This is a genomic window from Pseudomonas schmalbachii (genome assembly GCF_017589465.1).
In the GTDB taxonomy this organism is placed as follows: Bacteria; Pseudomonadota; Gammaproteobacteria; order Pseudomonadales; family Pseudomonadaceae; genus Pseudomonas; species Pseudomonas schmalbachii.
Genome location: NZ_JAELYA010000002.1, coordinates 286679 through 309844, shown reverse-complemented (window position 1 = coordinate 309844; position 23166 = coordinate 286679). Strand labels below are relative to the sequence as shown.

The 23166-nt window shown below is 63.7% G+C and carries 26 protein-coding genes and 1 tRNA gene; 24 read left to right on the top strand and 3 right to left on the bottom strand.

The annotated features are described in order from the left end of the window. Positions 1-55 precede the first annotated feature (55 nt). The gene (locus JFY56_RS06890) at positions 56-565 is read right to left on the bottom strand and encodes an RDD family protein (protein WP_208312790.1); all 510 of its coding nucleotides are present in this window, start codon (positions 563-565) and stop codon (positions 56-58) included. 60 nt (positions 566-625) lie between these two features. Then, positions 626-712 (bottom strand) — tRNA-Leu (locus JFY56_RS06885). A gap of 104 nt (positions 713-816) precedes the next feature. Here JFY56_RS06885 and queA point away from each other — a divergent pair. The 6 genes from queA to JFY56_RS06855 all read left to right on the top strand — a co-directional run bounded on the left by queA (position 817) and on the right by JFY56_RS06855 (position 6945). Beyond that, a complete protein-coding gene (gene queA, locus JFY56_RS06880) occupies positions 817-1860 on the top strand; it encodes a tRNA preQ1(34) S-adenosylmethionine ribosyltransferase-isomerase QueA (protein ID WP_208312789.1) in 1044 nt (347 codons plus the stop codon). Between the two features lie 12 nt (positions 1861-1872). Continuing rightward, a complete protein-coding gene (tgt, locus tag JFY56_RS06875; RefSeq protein ID WP_208313221.1) occupies positions 1873-2991 on the top strand; it encodes a tRNA guanosine(34) transglycosylase Tgt in 1119 nt (372 codons plus the stop codon). A 35-nt stretch (positions 2992-3026) separates the two neighbouring features. After that, the gene (yajC, locus tag JFY56_RS06870; RefSeq protein ID WP_208312788.1) at positions 3027-3362 is read left to right on the top strand and encodes a preprotein translocase subunit YajC; all 336 of its coding nucleotides are present in this window, start codon (positions 3027-3029) and stop codon (positions 3360-3362) included. Between the two features lie 68 nt (positions 3363-3430). Further along, positions 3431-5293 carry a protein translocase subunit SecD gene (secD, locus tag JFY56_RS06865; protein ID WP_208312787.1) on the top strand — a complete coding sequence of 621 codons (1863 nt, stop codon included), beginning with the start codon at positions 3431-3433 and terminating at the stop codon, positions 5291-5293. A gap of 12 nt (positions 5294-5305) precedes the next feature. Then, a complete protein-coding gene (gene secF / locus JFY56_RS06860; protein ID WP_208312786.1) occupies positions 5306-6223 on the top strand; it encodes a protein translocase subunit SecF in 918 nt (305 codons plus the stop codon). 158 nt (positions 6224-6381) lie between these two features. Next, the gene (locus JFY56_RS06855) at positions 6382-6945 is read left to right on the top strand and encodes a glycine zipper 2TM domain-containing protein (RefSeq protein ID WP_208312785.1); all 564 of its coding nucleotides are present in this window, start codon (positions 6382-6384) and stop codon (positions 6943-6945) included. A gap of 56 nt (positions 6946-7001) precedes the next feature. Here JFY56_RS06855 and suhB read toward each other — a convergent pair whose 3' ends face one another. After that, positions 7002-7817 carry a type III secretion system regulator SuhB gene (suhB, locus tag JFY56_RS06850; protein ID WP_208312784.1) on the bottom strand — a complete coding sequence of 272 codons (816 nt, stop codon included), beginning with the start codon at positions 7815-7817 and terminating at the stop codon, positions 7002-7004. Between the two features lie 152 nt (positions 7818-7969). On the opposite strand from suhB, the gene trmJ reads away from it, so the two are divergent. The 18 genes from trmJ (at position 7970) to bamB (ending at position 23105) form a co-directional block, all read left to right on the top strand. Next, positions 7970-8749, top strand: coding sequence for a tRNA (cytosine(32)/uridine(32)-2'-O)-methyltransferase TrmJ (gene trmJ, locus JFY56_RS06845; RefSeq protein ID WP_208312783.1), 780 nt, complete (start codon positions 7970-7972; stop codon positions 8747-8749). Beyond that, on the top strand, positions 8742-9518 hold the full coding sequence (gene cysE, locus JFY56_RS06840) for a serine O-acetyltransferase (protein WP_208312782.1): 777 nt from the start codon (positions 8742-8744) through the stop codon (positions 9516-9518). The genes trmJ and cysE overlap by 8 nt, the downstream gene beginning before the upstream one ends. A gap of 140 nt (positions 9519-9658) precedes the next feature. Beyond that, positions 9659-10150 (top strand): Fe-S cluster assembly transcriptional regulator IscR, encoded by a 492-nt coding sequence (gene iscR, locus JFY56_RS06835; protein WP_208312781.1) that lies wholly within the window; start codon positions 9659-9661, stop codon positions 10148-10150. A gap of 28 nt (positions 10151-10178) precedes the next feature. Continuing rightward, a complete protein-coding gene (locus tag JFY56_RS06830) occupies positions 10179-11393 on the top strand; it encodes an IscS subfamily cysteine desulfurase (protein ID WP_208312780.1) in 1215 nt (404 codons plus the stop codon). A 26-nt stretch (positions 11394-11419) separates the two neighbouring features. After that, positions 11420-11806: a Fe-S cluster assembly scaffold IscU gene (iscU, locus tag JFY56_RS06825; protein ID WP_208312779.1), complete on the top strand. Its 387-nt coding sequence runs from the start codon at positions 11420-11422 to the stop codon at positions 11804-11806. Between the two features lie 25 nt (positions 11807-11831). Beyond that, positions 11832-12155 carry an iron-sulfur cluster assembly protein IscA gene (iscA, locus tag JFY56_RS06820; protein ID WP_208312778.1) on the top strand — a complete coding sequence of 108 codons (324 nt, stop codon included), beginning with the start codon at positions 11832-11834 and terminating at the stop codon, positions 12153-12155. Between the two features lie 7 nt (positions 12156-12162). After that, a complete protein-coding gene (hscB, locus tag JFY56_RS06815; RefSeq protein WP_208312777.1) occupies positions 12163-12684 on the top strand; it encodes a co-chaperone HscB in 522 nt (173 codons plus the stop codon). 37 nt (positions 12685-12721) lie between these two features. Continuing rightward, a complete protein-coding gene (gene hscA, locus JFY56_RS06810) occupies positions 12722-14587 on the top strand; it encodes a Fe-S protein assembly chaperone HscA (RefSeq protein ID WP_208312776.1) in 1866 nt (621 codons plus the stop codon). A 6-nt stretch (positions 14588-14593) separates the two neighbouring features. Continuing rightward, a complete protein-coding gene (fdx, locus tag JFY56_RS06805; RefSeq protein ID WP_208312775.1) occupies positions 14594-14932 on the top strand; it encodes an ISC system 2Fe-2S type ferredoxin in 339 nt (112 codons plus the stop codon). 19 nt (positions 14933-14951) lie between these two features. After that, positions 14952-15152 carry a Fe-S cluster assembly protein IscX gene (iscX, locus tag JFY56_RS06800; RefSeq protein ID WP_208312774.1) on the top strand — a complete coding sequence of 67 codons (201 nt, stop codon included), beginning with the start codon at positions 14952-14954 and terminating at the stop codon, positions 15150-15152. 270 nt (positions 15153-15422) lie between these two features. Continuing rightward, complete coding sequence (gene ndk / locus JFY56_RS06795) at positions 15423-15854, top strand: nucleoside-diphosphate kinase (RefSeq protein WP_208312773.1); 432 nt, start codon at positions 15423-15425, stop codon at positions 15852-15854. Between the two features lie 25 nt (positions 15855-15879). Beyond that, on the top strand, positions 15880-17028 hold the full coding sequence (gene rlmN, locus JFY56_RS06790; RefSeq protein WP_208312772.1) for a 23S rRNA (adenine(2503)-C(2))-methyltransferase RlmN: 1149 nt from the start codon (positions 15880-15882) through the stop codon (positions 17026-17028). A 16-nt stretch (positions 17029-17044) separates the two neighbouring features. Continuing rightward, entirely contained in the window at positions 17045-17803 is a 759-nt protein-coding gene (pilW, locus tag JFY56_RS06785; protein ID WP_208312771.1) for a type IV pilus biogenesis/stability protein PilW, read from the top strand. Then, positions 17800-18870 (top strand): helix-turn-helix domain-containing protein, encoded by a 1071-nt coding sequence (locus JFY56_RS06780; RefSeq protein WP_208312770.1) that lies wholly within the window; start codon positions 17800-17802, stop codon positions 18868-18870. The genes pilW and JFY56_RS06780 overlap by 4 nt, the downstream gene beginning before the upstream one ends. A gap of 1 nt (position 18871) precedes the next feature. After that, the gene (ispG, locus tag JFY56_RS06775; RefSeq protein WP_208312769.1) at positions 18872-19981 is read left to right on the top strand and encodes a flavodoxin-dependent (E)-4-hydroxy-3-methylbut-2-enyl-diphosphate synthase; all 1110 of its coding nucleotides are present in this window, start codon (positions 18872-18874) and stop codon (positions 19979-19981) included. 20 nt (positions 19982-20001) lie between these two features. Beyond that, positions 20002-21291, top strand: coding sequence for a histidine--tRNA ligase (hisS, locus tag JFY56_RS06770; RefSeq protein ID WP_208312768.1), 1290 nt, complete (start codon positions 20002-20004; stop codon positions 21289-21291). Positions 21292-21316: 25 nt separating this feature from the next. After that, positions 21317-21961: a YfgM family protein gene (locus tag JFY56_RS06765; RefSeq protein ID WP_208312767.1), complete on the top strand. Its 645-nt coding sequence runs from the start codon at positions 21317-21319 to the stop codon at positions 21959-21961. 1 nt (position 21962) lies between these two features. After that, positions 21963-23105, top strand: coding sequence for an outer membrane protein assembly factor BamB (gene bamB, locus JFY56_RS06760; protein ID WP_208312766.1), 1143 nt, complete (start codon positions 21963-21965; stop codon positions 23103-23105). The last annotated feature ends 61 nt before the right edge of the window (positions 23106-23166 follow it).

The following is a 23166-nucleotide window of genomic DNA, read 5'->3' as shown; positions in this document are numbered from 1 at the left end:
AGCTCAGCCCAACCTGCGAAATGAAGAAAGCCGGCATTCACGCCGGCTTTCTTCTTTATCTCCCCTGAGTGGCCTTGCGCACCGCCTTGGGAATCTGCACCACCACGCTTTCCGAATAGCGGTCGTGCCAGGTGCGCTTGTCCTTGTCCCAGAGCATCCACAGGAATCCAAGGCCCAGGCACAGCCAGGAGGCGATGGCGATGACGAAGCGCAGCAGTGCCTGCATCAGGCTGATCGCCGTGCCGTCCGGGTTCTGCACGCGGATGCCCCACACCTGCATGCCGAGGGTCTGGCCGCTGTGTGTCCAGAACTTGGCGAAGAAGGCGAACAGGCTGAGGAACAGCAGGCTGGAGAGCAGCGGGTCGCCGATCAGGCCGCCCTGGTCGGCGATCTGCTTGAGGCGTTCGCTGCCGTAGATCAGGCGCAGGAAGCCCTGCTGATAGGCCAGGGTGACCACCATCAGCAGCGCGACGCACAGCAGGAAGTCGTAGAACATCGCCGCGCAGCGGCGCAGCAGCCCGGCGGGGGCGAAGTCGCCCTGTGGGCGCAGGAGCAGTTTCGACATGGCATTCCCCCGAAGGTGCGCGGGCATAAAAAAACCCGCCGAGGCGGGTTTTCCTGTGTTTGGTGCCTCGGGAGAGACTCGAACTCTCACTCTGTCGCCAGAAACGGATTTTGAATCCGCCGCGTCTACCGATTCCGCCACCGAGGCAATGGCCGCGCAGTATAGGGAGGCGCTCTGCGCCGGTCAATCGGCTCGCGTGGCCAGAAAAACGCATTTCCAGTAATATGTGCGGCCCTTCGAGATTGTCCCCCATGCGCGTTGCCGACTTTCATTTCGACCTGCCCGAACACCTGATCGCCCGCCATCCGCTCGCCGAGCGTCGCTCCAGTCGCCTGTTGGTGCTGGATGGACCGAGCGGCGAACTGGCGCACCGGAATTTCGCCGATATCCTCGAACTGCTGCAGCCGGGCGACCTGATGGTGTTCAACAACACCCGGGTGATCCCGGCGCGCCTGTTCGGCCAGAAGGCTTCCGGCGGCAAGCTGGAAATCCTCGTCGAGCGCGTGCTGGACAGCCATCGCGTGCTCGCCCATGTGCGCTCCAGCAAATCGCCCAAGCCGGGTTCGACGATTCTCATCGATGGCGGCGGCGAGGCGGAGATGCTGCAACGCCACGACACCCTGTTCGAGCTGCGCTTCGGCGAAGAAGTGCTGCCGCTGCTCGACCGCGTGGGGCACATGCCGCTGCCGCCCTATATCGACCGCCCCGACGAAGATGCCGACCGCGAGCGCTACCAGACGGTCTACGCCGAGCGCGCCGGTGCGGTGGCCGCGCCCACTGCCGGCCTGCACTTCGATCAGGCACTGCTGGAAACGATCCGTGCCAAGGGCATCGAGACCGCCTTCGTTACCCTGCATGTCGGTGCCGGGACCTTCCAGCCGGTGCGGGTGGAGCGCATCGAAGATCACAAGATGCACCACGAATGGCTGGAAGTCGGCCAGGATGTGGTCGACGCCGTCGCTGCCTGCCGCGCCCGCGGCGGTCGCGTGGTGGCAGTCGGCACCACCAGCGTGCGCTCGCTGGAGAGCGCCGCCCGCGATGGCGAGCTCAAGCCATTCAGCGGCGATACCGACATCTTCATCTACCCCGGCCGGCCATTCCATGTGGTCGACGCCCTGGTGACCAACTTCCACCTGCCCGAGTCCACCCTGCTGATGCTGGTCTCGGCCTTCGCCGGCTATCCGGAGACGATGGCGGCCTATGCCGCGGCGGTGGAGCAGGGTTACCGCTTCTTCAGTTACGGTGATGCTATGTTCATCACCCGCAATCCCGCGCCGCGCGGGCCCGAGGTCTGATCCATGAGTTTCATGAAGTTCGAGCTGCTGGCTACCGATGGCAAGGCCCGTCGCGGCCGCCTGACGTTCCCCCGGGGCGTGGTGGAAACCCCCGCGTTCATGCCGGTGGGCACCTACGGCACGGTGAAGGGCATGCTGCCGCGCGACATCGAAGGCATCGGCGCGCAGATCATCCTCGGCAACACCTTCCACCTGTGGCTGCGCCCGGGTACCGAGGTGATCCGCAAGCACGGCGATCTGCACGACTTCATGCAGTGGCAGGGGCCGATCCTCACCGATTCCGGCGGTTTCCAGGTGTTCAGCCTGGGGGCGCTGCGCAAGATCAAGGAAGAAGGCGTGTACTTCGCCTCGCCGGTCGACGGCGCCAAGGTCTTCATGGGGCCGGAAGAGTCGATGGCGGTACAGCGTGCGCTGGGCTCGGACATCGTGATGATCTTCGACGAATGCACCCCGTACCCGGCGGAATTCGATGTGGCCAAGCGCTCGATGGAGCTGTCCCTGCGCTGGGCCAAGCGCTCGAAGATCGCCCACGGCGACAGTCCCTCGGCGCTGTTCGGCATCGTCCAGGGCGGCATGCATGAAGAGCTGCGTATGCGTTCTCTGGAAGGCTTGCAGGAAATCGGCTTCGATGGCCTGGCCATTGGCGGCCTGTCGGTCGGCGAGCCGAAGGAAGAGATGATCCGCGTGCTCGACTTCCTTCCGCCGCAGATGCCGGCGGACAAACCTCGTTACCTGATGGGTGTCGGCAAGCCCGAGGATTTGGTGGAAGGTGTGCGCCGCGGCGTCGACATGTTCGATTGCGTGATGCCGACCCGCAACGCACGCAACGGTCACTTGTTCGTCGATACCGGCGTGATCAAGATCCGCAACGCGGTGCACAAGCACGACGAATCGCCCCTCGATCCGACCTGCGATTGCTACACCTGCAAACACTTCTCCCGCGCCTACCTGTACCACCTGGACAAGTGCGGGGAAATGCTCGGCAGCATGCTCAATACCATCCATAACTTGCGGCATTATCAACGGCTTATGGCTGGTTTGCGCGAGGCAATCCAACAGGGTACATTGGCGGACTTTGTCGATGCCTTCTACGCCCGGCGCGGTCTCCCGACACCGCCTCTGGACAATTGACCTTATATCCAAAGTTTTCGTGACAGGAGTTTCCAATGAGTTTTCTGATTCCCGCCGCCTTCGCCGACACCGCGCCGGCTGCTGCCGGCCCGGCCGGTACCGGTTTCGAGTGGGTGTTCCTGCTCGGCTTCCTGGTCATCTTCTACCTGATGATCTGGCGTCCCCAGGCCAAGCGTAACAAGGAGCACAAGAACCTCCTTTCCGGCCTGCAGAAGGGCGACGAAGTGGTCACCTCCGCGGGTATCGCCGGCAAGGTGCTGAAGGTCGCCGACGATTTCGTGGTCGTCGAAGTGGCCGACAACGTCGAGCTGAAGTTCCAGAAGGGCGCCATCGCCGCGACCCTGCCGAAAGGCACTCTCAAGGCCATCTGATCGATCTTCAACCAGAAAAACTACCGACGGGGCGCACGAAGCGCCCCGCGTCATAAACGGGCGGTGTCATGCTCAACAAATATCCTCTGTGGAAGTATCTGCTGATCCTGGCGGTCCTGGCCGTCGGTTTCATCTACTCCGCACCCAACCTTTATCCCGACGATCCGGCCGTGCAGATCAGTGGCGCGAGCACGGCGCTGCAGATCACCCAGGCCGACCTCGACAAGGCCGGCAAGGCGCTGGCCGACGCCGGCATCGCCGTCAAGGCGGGCAGTCTCGGCAAGAACAGCGGCCTGATCCGCCTGGTCAAGCAGGACGACCAGCTGCCGGCCAAGGACATCGTCCGCCGTGCGCTGGGTGACGACTACGTGGTCGCCCTGAACCTGGCGCAGACCACTCCCGACTGGCTGCGCAGCCTGGCCGCCAGCCCGATGAAGCTGGGTCTGGACCTCTCCGGTGGCGTGCACTTCCTCCTCGAAGTGGACATGGACAAGGCAGTCGACGCGCGCCTGAAGGTCTACGAGAGCGAAATCAAGAGCGCCCTGCGTAAGGAGCGCCTGCGCTACCGCAGCCTGCCGGTCCAGGATCGCGCCATCCAGCTCGGTTTCACCGACGAGGCCGATCTGGACAAGGCCAGGTCGCTGATCGCCAAGGACTTCCGTGACTTCGAAGTGCTCCAGAGCGGGCGCAACGAGATGCAGGTGCTGCGCCTGAGCATGACGCCGGCCAAGCTGACGGAAATTCGCGAATATTCGATCAAGCAGAACCTCACCACCGTCCGCAACCGCGTCAACGAGCTCGGCGTCTCCGAGCCGCTGGTGCAGCGCCAGGGCGCCAACCGTATCGTGGTCGAGCTGCCGGGCGTGCAGGATACCGCCGAAGCCAAGCGTATCCTCGGCAAGACCGCCAACCTGGAGTTCCGCCTGGCCGCTGAGCCGGACGCGCTCAAGTCCGCCACCGAATCCTTCGAGTTCCGCCAGCCCGGCCGTCCGCCGGTTGCGCTGGAGCGTGGCGTGATCATCACCGGTGACCAGGTCACCGACGCCAGCGCCAGCTATGACGAGAACGGCCGCCCGCAGGTGAACATCAGCCTCGATGGTCACGGCGGCGACCTGATGAACCGCGCTACCCGCACCAACGTCGGCCGCAGCATGGCGGTGGTGTTCATCGAGCAGAAGCCGATCACCCGCTACGCCAAGCAGATGGTCAATGGCGTCGAGCAGGAAGTCGCGGTTCCGGCCTTCAAGGAAGAGAAGAAGATCATCAGCCTGGCGACCATCCAGTCGCCGCTGGGCAACCAGTTCCGCATCACCGGCCTGGATGCGCCGGGCGAATCCTCGGAACTCGCCCTGCTGCTGCGCGCCGGTGGTCTGGCCGCGCCGATGTACTTCGCCGAAGAACGCACCATCGGCCCGAGCCTGGGTGCGGACAACATCGCCAAGGGTATCGATGCGTCGATCTGGGGCATGATCTTCGTTTCGCTGTTCATCCTGCTCATCTACCGCTTCTTCGGCCTGATCGCCACCGTGGCGCTGGCGCTGAACATGGTCCTGCTGGTGGCGCTGATGTCGGTGCTCGGTGCGACCCTGACCCTGCCGGGTATCGCCGGTATCGTGCTGACCATGGGCATGGCGGTGGACGCCAACGTGCTGATCTTCTCGCGGATTCGCGAGGAAATTGCCAATGGCATGTCGGTGCAGCGCGCGATCCACGAAGGCTTCAACCGTGCCTTCACGGCGATTCTCGACGCCAACCTGACCTCGCTGCTGGTCGGCGGCATTCTCTACGCCATGGGCACCGGCCCGGTGAAGGGCTTCGCCGTGACCATGTCGCTCGGCATTCTCACCTCGATGTTCACGGCCATCATGGTCACCCGCGCAATGGTCAACCTGATCTTCGGCGGGCGCGACTTCAAGAAGCTGTGGATCTAAGGGGGAGGCACGATGGACATCAAGATCGGAACTATCAACTTCATGGGCGTGCGCAACGTTGCGTTCGCCGCCACTCTCGCCCTGACCCTGCTTGCGCTGTTCAGCTGGTTCACCAAGGGCATCAACCTCGGCCTGGACTTCACCGGTGGTACGCTGATCGAGCTCACCTACGAGCAACCGGCCGAGCTGGGCAAGGTTCGTGAGCAACTGGTCGCGGCAGGCTACACCGAAGCCGTGGTGCAGAGCTTCGGCGATGCCAAGGACGTGCTGGTGCGCATGCCCAGCGATGATCCGGAGCTGGGCAAGAAGGTCGCCGCTGCGCTGCAGCAGGCCGATACCAGCAACGTCGCGAGCCTGAAACGCGTGGAGTTCGTCGGCCCGCAGGTCGGCGAGGAGCTGCGCGACCAGGGCGGCCTGGGCATGCTGCTGGCTCTCGGCGGCATCCTGATCTACGTCGGCTTCCGCTTCCAGTGGAAGTTCGCCGTCGGCGCCATCGTCTCGCTGGTGCACGACGTGATCGTCACCATGGGCATCCTGTCGTTCTTCCAGATCACCTTCGATCTGACCGTGCTGGCCTCGGTGCTGGCGATCATCGGTTACTCGCTGAACGACACCATCGTGGTGTTCGACCGTATCCGGGAAAACTTCCGGGTGCTGCGCAAGGCAGACCTGATCGAGAACATCAACATCTCCACGTCGCAGACCCTGCTGCGGACCATGGCGACCTCGATCTCCACCCTGCTGGCGATCATCGCGCTGCTGTTCTTCGCCGGGGACAACCTGTTCGGCTTCTCCATCGCGCTGTTCGTCGGTGTGATGGCGGGCACCTACTCGTCGATCTACATCGCCAACGTGGTGCTGATCTGGCTGAACCTGACCAGCGAAGACCTGATCCCGCCGCAGACTAAGGAAGTAGACGAACGTCCCTGAACGGAACGCTTCGTTTCCCGGAAGAACTCCCGCTACGGCGGGAGTTCTTTTTTGTAGGCGGCGTCAAATCGAGTTGTGGGAACTTTCTGGGAAAATTTCCTCTCCAAGGCAGGGAATAGGGCGTATACCCGAACGAAAATGGAAGCCAGGAGGTTTATGTGAACAAGTCGATGCTCATCGGTACCGTGTTGGGCGCAGTTGGCGTCACGGCGGGTGGTGCGGTGGCTACCTACAGCCTGGTGGACCGTGCTCCTTCCTATGCCGAAGTGATCGCCGTGCAGCCGGTCAAGGAGACCATCAAGACGCCGCGCGAGGTGTGCAAGGACGTCACCGTGACTCATCAGCGCCCGGTCAAGGATCAGCACCAGATCGCCGGCACCGCAATCGGCGCGGTGGTCGGCGGCCTGCTCGGCAACCAGGTCGGCGGCGGCAATGGCAAGAAGATCGCCACCGTGGCCGGCGCGGTCGGCGGTGGTTACGCGGGCAACAAGGTGCAGGAAGGCATGCAGGCGCGTGATACCTACACCACTACGGAAACCCGCTGCAGCACCGTCCACGACACCAGCCAGAAAGTGGTCGGCTACGACGTGAAGTACATGCTCGACGGCAAGGCTGGCCAGGTGCGCATGGGTCACGATCCGGGTGCGCAGATTCCGGTGCAGGACGGCCAGTTGGTGCTGCTCGACCCGAACCAGCGTCCGCAGGAATACTCGGACGAATAATCTGTCAGGCAAAAAAGAACCCGGCCAAGGCCGGGTTCTTTTTTATGCGGAATCGCTCAGCGCTTGAGCGATGGCGGCAGGTGCGGCTGGATGGTGGTCAGTAGCGCCTTGAAGCACTTGGTGTTGCCGGCGACGATGTGGCCTTTTTCGAGGAATTCGTGGCTGCCGGTGAAGTCGCTCACCAGGCCGCCGGCTTCCTGCACCAGCAGGGCGCCTGCCGCCATGTCCCACTCGGACAGGCCGAACTCCCAGAAGGCGTCGTAGCGGCCTGCGGCCACGTAGGCCAGGTCCAGGCTGGCGGCGCCGGCGCGGCGGATGCCGGCGGTCTGGCCGACCAGCGAGCGGAACATGCCGAGGTAGGCGTCGAGGTTGTCCATCTGGCCGTCGCGGAACGGGAAGCCGGTGCCGAGCAGGGCGCCTTCCAGGCTCTTGCGGTTGCTCACGCGCAGGCGGCGGCCGTTGAGGGCGGCGCCACGGCCGCGGCTGGCGGTGAATTCTTCCTGGCGTACCGGGTCGAGCACTACGGCGTGCTCCAGGCGGCCCTTGTACTTGCAGGCGATGCTGATGGCGAAATGTGGGACGCCGTGGATGAAGTTGGTGGTGCCGTCCAGCGGATCGATGATCCACAGGTAGTCGGCGCCTTCGCCGGAACCTTCCAGCATGCCGCCTTCCTCACCCATGATGCCGTGGTTCGGGTAGGCCTTGCGCAGGGCGGTGACGATGCTGAGCTCGGCGGCACGATCGACTTCGGTGACGTAGTCCTTGGCGTCTTTCTCGTTGACCGAGATGGTATCCAGGCGTTCGATGGAGCGGAAAATCAGTTCACCGGCGCTGCGGGCGGCGCGCAGGGCGATGTTCAGCATAGGCTGCATGGAGAGTTCACCTGGGTCGTTAAAGAAAGCCGGCCATTCTAGCAGAAAAGAAAGTCATTGTTCAGGCGGCCTGTCGCCTGCGTGGCGCTAAACCTACCTCTGCGGTAGGATTCCGTTCCTTTTTCGGCTTTCTTGTGTGGAGTGGGCAGGCGTTGCTCGACAGAATTCGCGTGGTGTTGGTGAATACCAGTCATCCCGGCAATATCGGCGGGACGGCCCGTGCGATGAAGAACATGGGGCTGTCACGCCTGGTGCTGGTGGAGCCCGAGGACTTCCCTAGCAGCGAGGCGGTGGCGCGTGCCTCGGGCGCGACCGACATTCTCGACTCGGCCGTGGTCGTGCAGACCCTGGAAGAGGCCTTGACCGGTTGCAGTCTGGTGCTCGGGACCAGTGCCCGGGACCGGCGCATTCCCTGGCCGCTGCTCGATCCGCGGGAGTGCGCGACGACATCGCTGCAGCACGTGGAGCAGGGTGGTGAGGTCGCACTGGTGTTCGGTCGTGAATACGCTGGCCTGACCAACGAAGAATTGCAGCGTTGCCAGTTCCATGTACATATCCCGTCCAATCCGGACTTCAGTTCGCTGAACCTGGCCACCGCGGTGCAGGTGCTGGCCTACGAAGTGCGCATGGCCTGGCTGGCGGCGGAGGGGCGGCCGACCAAGGTGGAGAAGCTGGAAACCACCGCCATGCTCAACAGCATGCCGGTCACGGCGGACGAGCTGGAGCGTTTCTATGCGCATCTGGAGCAGACCCTGGTGGATATCGGCTTCCTCGACCCGGAAAAGCCGCGCCACCTGATGTCGCGCCTGCGTCGCCTGTATGGTCGCAGCGGCGTCAGCAAGCTGGAGATGAACATCCTGCGCGGTATCCTTACCGAAACCCAGAAAGTCGCACGTGGTGTGTCCTACAAGCGGAGTGATGAAGATGTTTGAGCGTGTGCGCGAAGATATCCAGAGCGTATTCCATCGTGACCCGGCGGCGCGCAACGCCTTCGAGGTGCTCACCTGCTATCCGGGGCTGCATGCGGTCTGGCTGCACCGCCTGGCGAATCTGCTGTGGACTTCCGGCTGGAAGTGGCTGGCGCGCCTGGTTTCCAACTTCGGCCGCTGGATGACCGGCATCGAGATCCATCCGGGGGCGAAGATCGGTCGGCGCTTCTTCATCGACCATGGCATGGGCATCGTCATCGGCGAGACGGCCGAGATCGGCGACGACGTCACCCTCTACCAGGGCGTGACGCTCGGCGGCACCAGCTGGAACAAGGGCAAGCGCCATCCGACGCTGGAAGACGGCGTGGTGGTCGGCGCCGGCGCCAAGGTGCTCGGTCCGTTCACCGTCGGAGCGGGCGCCAAGATCGGCTCGAACGCGGTGGTGACCAAGGAGGTGCCGCCAGGCGCCACGGTGGTCGGCATTCCGGGGCGGATTATCGTGAAGGACGATCCCGAACTGCAGGCCAAGCGCCAGGCGATGGCCGAGAAGATCGGCTTCGATGCCTACGGCGTGACCCAGGACATGCCGGACCCGGTGGCGCGCGCCATCGGCCAGTTGCTCGATCACCTGCAGGCGGTCGACGGTCGTCTTGAGGGGATGTGCCAGGCGCTGACGGAGCTCGGCAGCGATTACTCCGCCAAGGAGCTGCCCGCCCTGCGCGACGAGGATTTCGCCGGGGTCAAGGCCGAGGAAGACAAGTCGGCGCAGTGATGCGCCGGCCTGACCGTTCTGCTAGAATACCGCGCCGCTCGCTGGTTAATTCCGAGTATTTTGATAGGTCTTATAGTTGACTTAAATACTCGGAAAAAGACATACTTTCCCCAGACCAGCGATTTTTCCCGGAAATCCCCATGCGATTGACCACCAAAGGCCGCTATGCCGTAACCGCCATGCTCGATCTGGCGTTGCATGCTCAGCGTGGCCCGGTTTCTCTTGCGGATATCTCGGAGCGCCAGGGTATCTCCCTCTCCTATCTCGAACAGCTGTTCGCCAAGTTGCGCCGTGGCAACCTGGTGGTCAGCGTCCGCGGGCCGGGCGGTGGGTACCAGCTTTCCCGCGATATGGCTGTCATCCACGTCGCCCAGGTGATCGATGCGGTCAACGAGTCGGTCGATGCCACCCGCTGCCAGGGGCAGGGGGATTGTCATTCCGGCGATGTTTGCCTGACCCATCACCTGTGGTGCGATCTCAGCCAGCAGATTCATGAGTTCCTCAGTGGCATCAGCCTCGCCGATCTGGTCGAGCGCCGCGAGGTTCAAGAGGTCGCTCAACGCCAGGACGAACGCCGCTGCGGTGGCCGGGCGTCACGCCTCGATAAGATAGAAGCGTCCGCCATCGATTGAGCGAACGCCAGCCTGTAGGAGTTACCTGATGAAATTGCCGATTTACCTCGACTACTCCGCCACGACCCCGGTGGACCCGCGTGTCGCTCAGAAAATGGCTGACTGCCTGCTGGTGGACGGCAATTTCGGCAACCCGGCGTCGCGTTCCCACGTGTTCGGCTGGAAGGCCGAAGAAGCTGTGGAAAACGCCCGTCGCCAGGTCGCCGAGCTGGTGAACGCCGATCCGCGCGAGATCGTCTGGACCTCCGGCGCGACCGAGTCCGACAACCTGGCGATCAAGGGTGTTGCGCACTTCTATTCGAGCAAGGGCAAGCACATCGTCACCTCGAAGATCGAGCACAAGGCGGTGCTGGACACCTGCCGCCAGCTCGAACGCGAAGGCTTCGAAGTGACCTACCTGGACCCGACCGAAGATGGCCTGATCACCCCGGCCCAGGTCGAGTCCGCGCTGCGTGACGACACCATCCTGGTTTCGGTCATGCACGTGAACAACGAAATCGGCACCGTCAACGATATCGCGGCGATCGGCGAACTGACCCGCTCGCGCGGCATCCTGTTCCACGTCGACGCCGCCCAGTCCACCGGCAAGGTGGATATCGACCTGGAGAAGCTGAAGGTCGACCTGATGTCCTTCTCCGCGCACAAGACCTACGGCCCGAAAGGCGTCGGCGCGCTCTACGTGCGACGCAAGCCGCGTGTGCGTCTGGAAGCCCAGACCCACGGTGGTGGCCACGAGCGCGGCATGCGTTCGGGCACCCTGGCGACCCACCAGATCGTCGGCATGGGTGAAGCCTTCCGCATCGCCAAGGAAGAAATGCATCAGGAAAACCAGCGCATCCTTGCCCTGCGCAATCGCTTCTACGAGCAGATCCAGGGTCTGGAAGAGCTGTATGTGAACGGCAGCCTGACCGCGCGCGTTCCGCACAACCTGAACGTCAGCTTCAACTACGTCGAAGGCGAGTCGCTGATCATGGCCCTGAAGGACCTCGCGGTCTCTTCCGGTTCGGCCTGTACCTCCGCCTCCCTGGAGCCGTCCTACGTGCTGCGCGCCCTGGGCCGCAACGACGAGCTGGCGCACAGTTCCATCCGCTTCACCTTCGGTCGCTTCACCACCGAAGAAGAAGTCGACTATGCCGCCGATAAGGTGGTCAATGCCGTTTCCAAGCTGCGCGAACTTTCGCCGCTGTGGGATATGTTCAAAGAGGGTGTCGACCTGTCCAAGGTCGAATGGCAGGCACACTGACCCGCCCCGCGAAGTGAGGATTAGCCATGTCGTACAGTGAAAAGGTCATCGACCACTACGAAAACCCCCGCAACGTCGGCAAGCTCGATGCCGAGGACCCGGATGTCGGCACCGGCATGGTCGGTGCGCCGGCCTGCGGTGACGTGATGCGCCTGCAGATCAAGGTCAACGAACAGGGTGTGATCGAAGACGCCAAGTTCAAGACCTACGGCTGCGGTTCGGCCATCGCCTCCAGCTCCCTCGCCACCGAGTGGATGAAGGGCAAGACCCTGGACGAGGCGGAGTCGATCAAGAACACCACCATCGCCGAAGAGCTGGCCCTGCCGCCGGTGAAAATCCACTGCTCTGTGCTCGCCGAAGACGCCATCAAGGCGGCCGTGCGTGACTACAAGCAGAAGAAAGGTCTGCTCTGAGAGCCTTTTCGCGTAAGGAGTTGCCATGGCCATCAGCATGACCGAAGCCGCCGCCAGCCACGTTCGTCGTTCCCTCGAAGGGCGTGGCAAGGGGCAGGGTATCCGTCTGGGTGTGCGCACGACCGGCTGTTCCGGTCTGGCCTACGTGCTGGAGTTCGTCGATGATCTGGCGCCGGAAGACCTGGTTTACGAAAGCCATGGTGTGAAGGTCATCATCGATCCGAAAAGCCTGGTCTACCTCGATGGCACGGAGTTGGACTTCACTCGTGAAGGCCTGAACGAAGGCTTCAAGTTCAACAACCCGAACGTGCGTGGCGAATGCGGCTGCGGCGAAAGCTTCAACGTCTGAGGCTCGCGTGGGTACGCCCTGTCACTTTGCACTGTTCGACCTGAAGCCGGACTTCCGCATCGACCTCGATCAGCTGGGTCAGCGTTACCGCGAGCTGGTGCGCAGCGTTCATCCCGACCGTTTCGCCGATGCCTCCGAGCGTGAGCAGCGCCTGGCGCTGGAAAACGCCGCGCAGCTGAACGACGCCTACCAGACGCTGAAAAGCGCGCCGCGCCGGGCGCTTTACCTGCTGACCCTGCGCGGTAACGCCCTGCCGCTGGAAGCGACAGTGCAGGACCCGGAATTCCTGCTGCAGCAGATGGAGCTGCGCGAGGAGCTGGAAGACCTGCAGGACAGCGCGGACCTGGATGGCGTGGCGGCTTTCAAGCGACGCCTGAAGAATGCCCAGCGGCAGCTGGATGACGCATTCGCCGCCTGCTGGGATGACGCGGCCCGTCGTACGGAAGCCGAGCGTCTGGTGCGGCGGATGCAGTTTCTCGACAAGCTGGCGCAGGAAGTGCGTCAGCTGGAAGAGCGACTCGACGATTAATCCGCGCGGTTCATACCGCGCCCGATAGTTTGAAATCATGGCCCTACTGCAGATCGCCGAGCCCGGACAGAGCCCCCAGCCGCATCAACGTCGCCTGGCCGTGGGGATCGACCTGGGCACAACCAATTCCCTGGTCGCTGCCGTGCGCAGCGGCGTCGCCGAACCTCTGCCGGATGCGCAGGGGCGGGTGATCCTGCCGTCGGCGGTGCGTTACCACGCCGATCGCATCGAAGTGGGCGCGTCGGTGAAAGACAATGCCGTCGAAGACCCGCTGAACTCCGTCATTTCCGTCAAGCGCCTGATGGGGCGTGGCCTGGAGGACGTCAAGCATCTCGGCGGCCAGATGCCCTATCGCTTCAGCCAGGGCGAGTCGCACATGCCGTTCATCGAGACCGTCCAGGGCTCGAAGAGCCCGGTGGAAGTCTCGGCGGAAATCCTCCGGACCCTGCGCCAGCGCGCCGAGGAAACCCTTGGCGGCGAGCTGGTCGGCGCGGTCATCACCGTCCCCGCATACTTCGACGATGCCCAGCGCCAGGCTACCAAGGACGCCGCGCGGCTGGCCGGCCTGCACGTGCTGCGCCTGCTCAACGAGCCCACCGCGGCGGCGGTCGCCTACGGTCTGGACCAGAACGCCGAAGGCGTGGTCGCCATCTATGACCTGGGCGGCGGCACCTTCGATATTTCCATCCTGCGCCTGACCCGTGGCGTGTTCGAGGTCCTGGCCACCGGCGGCGATACCGCGCTGGGCGGCGACGATTTCGACCATGCGATTGCCGGCTGGATCATCGCTCAGGTCGGTCTTTCCGACGATCTCGATCCGGCTACCCAGCGTCAGCTGCTGCAGACCGCCTGTGCGGCGAAGGAAGCCCTGACCGCCAGCGACCGTGTCGCGGTGAGCTATGGCGACTGGTCTGGCGAGCTGACTCGCGAATTCTTCGAGGAGCTGATCGAGCCGATGGTGGCCCGCAGCCTCAAGGCCTGCCGCCGTGCGGTGCGCGATTCCGGCGTGGAGCTGGAAGAAGTGACCGCCGTGGTCATGGTCGGCGGTTCGACCCGTGTGCCGCGCGTACGCCAATCGGTGGGCGAACTGTTCGGCCGCGAGCCGCTGACCGATATCGACCCCGATCAGGTGGTGGCCATCGGCGCCGCTATCCAGGCCGATACCCTGGCCGGCAACAAGCGTGGCGATGGCGAAGAGCTGCTGCTGCTCGACGTGATTCCGCTGTCCCTCGGTCTGGAGACCATGGGCGGCCTGATGGAGAAGGTGATCCCGCGCAACACCACGATTCCGGTGGCGCGCGCTCAGGAGTTCACCACCTACAAGGATGGCCAGACGGCCATGATGATCCATGTGCTGCAGGGCGAGCGCGAGCTGGTGAAAGACTGCCGCTCCCTGGCGCGCTTCGAACTGCGTGGTATTCCGCCGATGGTGGCTGGCGCGGCGAAGATCCGTGTCAGCTTCCAGGTGGATGCCGACGGCCTGCTCGGAGTCTCCGCCCGCGAGCTGAGCTCCGGCGTCGAGGCGAGTATCCAGGTCAAGCCGTCCTACGGCCTGACCGACGGCGAAATCGCCCGCATGCTGCAGGACTCCTTCCAGAATGCCGGCGACGACATGGCCGCCCGCGCCCTGCGCGAGCAGCAGGTCGAGGCTCAGCGCCTGCTCGAGGCCGTGCAGTCGGCGCTGGATGCCGACGGCGAGCGCCTGCTGGATGCGGAAGAGCGTCTGGTCATCGATGCGAACATGCAAACCCTGCGCGAACTGGCGGGCGGCAATGACACCGCGGCCATCGAAAAGCAGATCAAGCGTCTGTCCCAGGTGACCGACGCCTTCGCCGCGCGACGGATGGACGCCACCGTCAAGGCCGCCCTGGCAGGCCGCCGGCTCAACGAAATCGAGGAATAAGCGAAGATGCCGCAGATCGTTTTTCTGCCGAATGCCGAGCACTGCCCTGAAGGTGCGGTGATCGAGGCCCAGCCGGGCGAAACCATCATGAAGGCAGCGCTGCGCAATGGCATCGAAATCGAGCATGCCTGCGAGATGTCCTGCGCCTGCACCACCTGCCATGTGATCGTGCGTGAAGGGTTCAACTCGATGGAGCCGTCCGACGAGTTGGAAGACGACATGCTCGACAAGGCCTGGGGCCTGGAGCCGGATTCCCGCCTGTCCTGCCAGGCCGTGGTCGGCGACGAGGATCTGGTCGTCGAGATTCCGAAGTACACCATCAACCAGGTCTCCGAAGGCCACTGAGCGGATATCGAGGCGAAACATGAGCCTGAAATGGACCGATGTTCTGGAAATCGCCATCCAGCTTGCCGAGAGCAAGCCGGAGGTCGATCCGCGCTACATCAACTTCGTCGATCTGCATAGCTGGGTGCTGGAACTTCCGGAATTCAGCGACGATCCGCAGCGTGGCGGCGAGAAGGTGCTGGAAGCCATCCAGTCCGCCTGGATCGAAGAACTCGACTGAGACTGCGCGCGAGCGGCGTCTGCCTTTTGCGAGGCTTACCGCCTGCCGCCCGCGGCTGCTCTTTTTCCCGAACCCGCGTATAATTCGCGGGTTTTATTTTAGGTGAGCTCCGCTGGAACCCCGCAGTTTCCTCTGGAGCCGTCGACCTTGACCCTCTCCGGGGTCGATCCCGCGCAAAGCGCTTCGCGGCGCGGCATACCCTGAATCACAGGAGCTCCTGGCCATGCCAGGGGCTTCTTGGCTTTACCAACCTTGCTTCTGGAGTTTTCCATGGCCCTGCAACGCACCTTCTCCATCATCAAGCCCGACGCCGTCTCCAAGAACGTCATCGGCGAAATCCTGACCCGCTTCGAGAAGGCCGGTCTGCGCGTCGTCGCTTCGAAAATGGTTCAACTGTCCGCGCGCGAAGCCGGCGGTTTCTACGCCGAGCACAAAGAGCGCCCCTTCTTCAAGGATCTGGTTGCCTTCATGACCTCCGGCCCGGTCGTCCTGCAGGTTCTGGAAGGTGAAGACGCCATCGCCCGCAACCGCGAGCTGATGGGCGCCACCGATCCGAAGAAAGCCGACGCCGGCACCATCCGCGCCGACTTCGCCGTTTCCATCGACGAGAACGCCGTACACGGTTCCGACTCCGAAGCTTCGGCTGCTCGCGAAATCGCCTACTTCTTCTCCAGCACCGAGGTGTGCGAGCGCATTCGCTGATAAGCGAATGGGCGAGGGTGAATCCATGACTGATACCGTTGTAAAGGCCAACCTGCTGGGCATGACCAAGCCCCAGCTCGAGGAATTCTTCGAGTCCATCGGTGAAAAGCGCTTCCGCGCCGGCCAGGTGATGCAGTGGATTCACCACTTTGGCGCCGAGGATTTCGACGCCATGACGAACGTCGGCAAGGCCTTGCGCGAAAAGCTCAAGGCCTGTGCCGAAATTCGTGGTCCCGAGATCGTCAGCCAGGACATCTCCGCCGACGGCACCCGCAAGTGGGTGGTGCGCGTGGCGTCCGGCAGTTGCGTCGAGACCGTCTACATCCCGCAGGCCGGGCGCGGCACCCTGTGCGTATCGTCGCAGGCCGGCTGCGCGCTGGATTGCAGCTTCTGCTCCACCGGCAAACAAGGCTTCAACAGCGACCTGACCTCGGCGGAAATCATCGGCCAGGTGTGGATCGCCAACAAATCCTTCGGCACCGTGCCCGGCAAGATCGACCGCGCCATCACCAACGTGGTGATGATGGGCATGGGCGAGCCGCTGCTGAACTTCGACAACGTCGTGACTGCCATGAGCATCATGATGGAGGACTTCGGCTACGGCATTTCCAAGCGCAAGGTGACCCTGTCCACCTCCGGCGTAGTGCCGATGATCGACAAGCTCGGCGAAGTGATCGACGTTTCCCTGGCGCTGTCGCTGCACGCGCCGAACGACGAGCTGCGCAACAAGCTGGTGCCGATCAACAAGAAGTACCCCCTGGCCATGCTGCTGGATGCGTGCCGGCGCTACATCACCCGCCTCGGCAAGGAGCGCGTGCTGACTGTCGAGTACACCCTGCTCAAGGATGTGAACGACCAGCCTGAGCATGCTGAGCAGATGATCGCATTGCTCAAGGATTTTCCTTGCAAGATCAACCTGATTCCGTTTAATCCCTTCCCGCACTCCGGTTACGAGCGGCCGAGCAACAATGCCATCCGCCGTTTCCAGGACATGCTGCACAAGGGCGGCTTCAACGTCACCGTGCGTACCACTCGTGGCGAAGACATCGACGCCGCCTGCGGACAACTGGTCGGCCAGGTAATGGACCGTACTCGCCGTAGCGAACGCTACATCGCCGTACGCCAACTGGCCGCCGACGCCGAGACAACGCCGACTGCAGCCAATCGAAACTGATCGAGAGAGGATTCCGATGATCTTGCGCGCCGCGCTGTTTTTCCTGTTGGCAACCGTGCTGACGGCTTGCGTGACGACCGGCAAACCGGAACCCCTCAAGACCGAGAAGGGCCGTAACGAGGCGCGCGACGCCTATATCCAGCTGGGCATCGGCTACCTGCAGATGGGTAATACCGAGCAGGCCAAGGTTCCGCTGCGCCAGGCCCTGGAAATCGACTCCTCCAGCGCGGATGCCCACGCGGCGCTGGCGCTGGTCTACCAGACGGAAGCGGAGCCGAAACTGGCGGAAACCGAGTACCGCAAGGCGCTTTCCTCCCGCTCCGACGATGCGCGTATCCTGCGCAACTACGGTAGCTTCCTGTTCGAGCAGAAGCGCTACCAGGAGTCCTACGATACCTACATGAAGGCCTCGGAAGACGGCCTTTATCCTGAACGTTCGCGGATTTTCGAGAATCTCGGGCTGGTCTGCCTGAAGCTGAACCGCCAGGATGAAGCCAAACAGTTCTTCGACAAGGCCCTGCGGCTGAATCGCAATCAGCCGGTGGCCCTGCTGGAAATGGCCGATCTGTCCTACCGGACCCGCGACTTCGTGCCGGCCCGCAGTTACTACGAAGAATATTTGAAGCAGGGCTCGCAGAACGCGCGCAGCCTGCTGCTGGGTATCCGCCTGGCGAAAGTTTTTGACGATAGGGACACCGCTGCCAGTTACGGTCTGCAACTGAAGCGTCTGTATCCCGCTTCTCCCGAATATCAGGCATACCAGGCAGAACAATGATGATGACGTCGCAGCCAGAGGGCGTTGCAGCGAGCCGCACGAATCCCGGTGAAACCCTGCGCCTCGCACGCGAGAGCAAGGGCTGGTCGGTCACCCAGGTGGCCGCTCAGCTGAACCTCACCGAGCATTCCCTGCGTCAGCTGGAACAGGGCAATTTCGACCAACTGCCGGGGCATACCTTCGCGCGTGGCTATGTGCGTGCCTATGCCAAGCTTCTCGGTATGGACCAGGCGCAACTGGTGAGCACCTTCGACCAGTACACCGGCACCGATGCCAGTGGCAGCACCGTGCACAGCCTCGGTCGTGTGGCTGAGCCGGTACGCCTGTCGCGCAACCTGCTGCGCCTGTTCAGCCTGCTGCTGCTCGCCCTGCTGATCGCCTTCGCCTACTTCTGGTGGCAGGAGCGCAATGGCCGGGCGGTCGAGGTCAACGGCCTGACCATGGAGCATGTCGAGGTGGAAAGTGCCGATGGCACCACCGAGATCCATACCCTCGACGAGCCGGAAGACCAGGCCGTTGCCGAGGATCAGGCGAATACCCTGCCGCTGTCGAGTGCGTCCGAGGGCGCTGCCGATCAGCCGTCCGAGCAGGCTGCGGCGCCGGCTCCGGCCGATCCCCTCACAGCGCCTGCCTCCACTGCCGCCGCGCCGGTGCCCATCGCTCCCGCTACTCCCGCCGCACCGGTTGCACCTGCCGCTCCGGCCGCGACTGTACCGGCCGTTCCGGCGCCCGCACCCGAGGCGCCCGCGACCGAGCAAGCGATTGCCCCGGCCGCTCCGGCCCAGCAGCCTGCCAGCAGCGCCGCACCGGTAGTCGCCGAAGCCGGGCAGGGCGTAGTGAAGATCGACTTCGTCGCCGATTGCTGGACCCAGATTACCGATGCTGACGGCAAGGTGCTGGTCAGCGCCCTGAAACGCAAGGGCAACGCCCTGGAAATCGCTGGCAAGGCGCCGATGGAGCTGCGCCTGGGCTTCGCCCGTGGTGCGCAGGTCAGCTACAACGGCCAGCCGGTCACGGTGCAGGCTTCCCGTGGCGAAACCGCACGCCTGAAGTTAGGTGGACAGTAAGATGCATTGTGCTTCTCCGATCATCCGTAGGCCCTCGCGCAAGATCTGGGTCGGCAACGTGCCGGTGGGGGGCGATGCGCCCATCGCCGTGCAGAGCATGACCAACACCGACACCCTGGACGTCGCCGCTACCGTTGCGCAGATTCGCCGCCTGGAAGAGGCGGGCGCCGATATCGTGCGGGTTTCCGTGCCGGACATGGATGCCGCGGAAGCCTTCGGCAAGATCAAGCAGCAGGTCCAGGTACCGCTGGTGGCGGATATCCACTTCGACTACAAGATCGCCCTGCGCGTGGCCGAACTGGGCGTCGACTGCCTGCGCATCAACCCCGGCAACATCGGCCGTGAGGATCGCGTCAAGGCGGTGGTCGACGCGGCCCGTGACAAGAACATCCCGATCCGCATCGGCGTCAACGCCGGCTCGCTGGAGAAGGACCTGCAGAAGAAGTATGGCGAGCCGACCCCCGAAGCCCTGCTCGAATCGGCCATGCGCCATGTCGATCACCTCGACAAGCTGGACTTCCAGAACTTCAAGGTCAGCGTGAAGGCTTCCGACGTGTTCATGGCCGTCGCCGCCTATCGCCTGCTGGCCAAGCAGATCGAGCAGCCCCTGCACCTCGGCATCACCGAGGCCGGCGGCCTGCGCTCGGGCACGGTGAAGTCCGCCGTCGGCCTGGGCATGCTGCTCGCCGAGGGCATCGGCGACACCATCCGCATCTCCCTGGCCGCCGATCCGGTCGAGGAAATCAAGGTCGGTTTCGACATCCTCAAGTCCCTGCACCTGCGCTCGCGCGGCATCAACTTCATCGCCTGCCCGAGCTGCTCGCGGCAGAACTTCGATGTGGTGAAGACCATGAACGAGCTGGAAGGCCGCCTCGAGGACCTGCTGGTGCCGCTGGACGTCGCCGTGATCGGCTGCGTGGTGAACGGTCCAGGCGAAGCCAAGGAGGCCCATATCGGCCTCACCGGCGGTACGCCGAACCTGGTCTACATCGACGGCAAGCCCTCGCAGAAACTGAGCAACGACAACCTGGTGGATGAGCTGGAACGGCTCATCCGCGAAAAAGCGGCCGAGAAGGCCGAAGCCGACGCAGCGCTGATCGCGCGCGGCTGATTGCTATCCAAGGACATCATGTGAGCAAGTCTTTGCAAGCCATTCGTGGCATGAACGACATCCTGCCGGAGCAGACTCCGGTCTGGCGCTATCTGGAAAACACCTTCGCCGAGCTGCTGGACGGCTATGGCTACAAGGAAATCCGCCTGCCGATCCTCGAGTTCACCGATCTGTTCGCCCGCGGTATCGGCGAAGGGACCGACGTGGTCGACAAGGAGATGTACACCTTCCTCGACCGCAACGAGGAATCGCTGACCCTGCGTCCGGAAGGCACCGCCGGCTGTGTGCGAGCCGTGCTCGAACATGGCCTCACTGGTGGCGGCCAGGTGCAGAAGCTGTGGTACACCGGCCCGATGTTCCGCTACGAGAAGCCGCAGAAAGGCCGTTACCGCCAGTTCCACCAGATCGGCGTGGAAGTCTTCAACCAGCCCGGCCCGGATATCGACGCCGAACTGATCGTGCTCACCTGGCGCCTGTGGAAGAAGCTCGGCATGGCCGATGCGGTGACCCTGCAGCTGAACAGCCTGGGCTCCAGTGAAGCCCGCGCGCGTTATCGCGACGCCCTGGTGGCCTACCTGAACGAGCGCTTCGACCAGCTCGACGAGGACAGCCAGCGCCGCCTGACCACCAACCCGCTGCGCATCCTCGACAGCAAGATCGAAAGCACCCAGGTGCTGCTGGCCGAGGCGCCGACCCTGCAGGAGTATCTGGATGAGGAGTCCCGTGCGCACTTCGAAGGTCTGAAGGTGCGTCTGGATGCCGCCGGCATCAGCTACCAGATCAATACCAAGCTGGTGCGTGGCCTCGACTACTACGGCCGCACCGTGTTCGAGTGGGTCACCGCCAAGCTCGGCTCGCAGGGCACCGTCTGTGCCGGCGGCCGCTATGACGGACTGGTCAGCCAGTTCGGCGGCAAGCCCACGCCGGGTGTCGGTTTCGCCATGGGCATCGAGCGCCTGGTGCTGCTGCTGGAAACCCTCGGCCTGGTGCCCGAGGAACTCAACCGCCCGGCCGACCTCTATCTCTGCGCCTTCGGCGAGCCGGCCGAGCTGGCCGGACTGGCCCTGGCCGAGCGTCTGCGCGACGCCATTCCGGGGCTGCGCCTGCTGGTCAACGCCGGTGGCGGCAGCTTCAAGAGCCAATTCAAGAAGGCCGACAAGAGCGGCGCCCAGTACGCACTCATCCTGGGTGACGACGAACTGGCCGGCCGCGTGGTAGGTTGCAAGCCTTTGCGCGGCGAAGGCGAGCAACAGACGATTGCCTGGGATGCACTGCCCGAGCACCTGACAGCCCGCCTGGCGCGGGCCTGAGACAACACCGACTAGGAGTATTGGGGTGACCACGCGTACCGAAGAAGAACAACTGGCGGACATCAAGGACTGGTGGCAGCGCAATGGCATGCCCCTGCTCACCGGCGCCTTGCTGGCCCTGGTAGTGGTGTTCGGCTGGCAGGCCTGGAAGAAATACCAGAACAATCAGGCGCAAGGCGCCTCGATCATCTATCAGCAACTGCTGGAAACCGCTCTGAACCCGACTGGCCAACCCGATCCGGCGAAAGTCGCGGAACTCGCCAGCAAGCTGACCAGCGAATACGGCGGCACCCGGTATGCCCAGTACGGTCGCCTGTTCGTCGCCAAGGTGGCGGTGGACAGCGGCAGGCTGGATGACGCGGCCCTGGAACTCAAGGCCATCGTCGACAAGCCGGTCGATGCCACCCTCGGCGAGCTGGCGCGGCAGCGTCTGGCGCGCGTCCTGTCTGCCCAGGGCAAGGTCGAGGAAGGCCTCAAGCTGCTCGAAGGCGAGGCCGAGAAGGCCTACGTCGCTACCCGCGAGGAACTGCGGGGCGATCTGCTGGTGCAGCTGAAGCGCACCGATGATGCGCGCGCCGCCTACGAGAAAGCCAAGGCTGCACTGCCGGAAGACGCCGCGCTCGGCGCCCTGCAGATTAAGCTGGACGACCTGGCCAAGGGAGATGCCTGACATGCTGCGCTGGAAACACGTGGCGCTGTTGGCGCTGACCCTGTTGGCCGTGGGTTGCAGCAGCAACTCGAAGAAAGAACTGCCTCCGGCGGAACTCACCGACTTCACCGAAGAGGTTCGCCTGGAGAAGCAATGGAGCCGCTCGGTCGGTGACGGCCAGGGCGACCTCTACAACCTGCTGACGCCGGCCGTGGACGGTTCGGTGATCTATGCCGCTTCCGCTGAAGGCCGCGTAATGGCCATCCAGCGCGAGAGCGGCGACGTGCTGTGGAAACAGGACCTCGACCTGCCGGTTTCCGGTGGGGTCGGTGTCGGCCACGGCATGGTGCTGATCGGTACCCTGCGCGGCGATGTGATCGCCCTCGACGAGACCAGCGGCGAGCAGAAATGGCGTACCCGGGTGACCAGCGAGGTGCTGTCCGCACCAGCAACCGACGGTGACGTCGTGGTGGTGCAGACCCAGGACGACAAGCTGATCGCTTTCGACGCCGCCAGCGGCAACCGTCGCTGGATCTATGAAAGCAGCGTGCCGGTCCTGACCCTGCGTGGCACCGGTGCTCCGCTGATTGCCGGTCGCCTGGCGCTGGCCGGGTTGGCCAGCGGCAAGGTCATCGCAGTCGATGTGCAGCGTGGCCTGCCGGTCTGGGAACAGCGCGTGGCTATTCCCCAGGGTCGTTCCGAGCTGGAGCGCGTGGTGGATATCGATGGCGGTCTGACTCTGGTGGACAACGCCCTGTACGTCGCCAGCTATCAGGGCCGCGCCGCGGCGCTGGACGTCAGCACCGGCCGCGTACTGTGGCAGCGCGAAGCTTCCAGCTACGCGGGTGTTGCCGAAGGTTTCGGCAACGTCTACGTCAGCGAGGCCAGTGGCACCGTCGAAGGACTGGATTCCCGTGGCGCTTCCTCGCTGTGGCGCAACGAATCCCTGGCCCGCCGCCAGCTGTCCGCTCCGGCGATCCTGTCCAGCAATGTGGTGGTCGGCGACGTCGAAGGCTACGTGCACCTGCTGAGCCAGGTGGATGGCCGCTTCGTCGGCCGCACGAAGGTCGATGGCGACGGTGTGCGTGTGCGCCCGCTGGTAGTCGGCAACTGGATGTATGTGTTTGGCAACAGCGGTGATCTGGTCGCCTATACCATTCGCTAAGCTGTGTCTTACTGCCGGCCGCTGTCGCGCGACGACAGCGGCCGTCGTGTTTTCTGAAAAT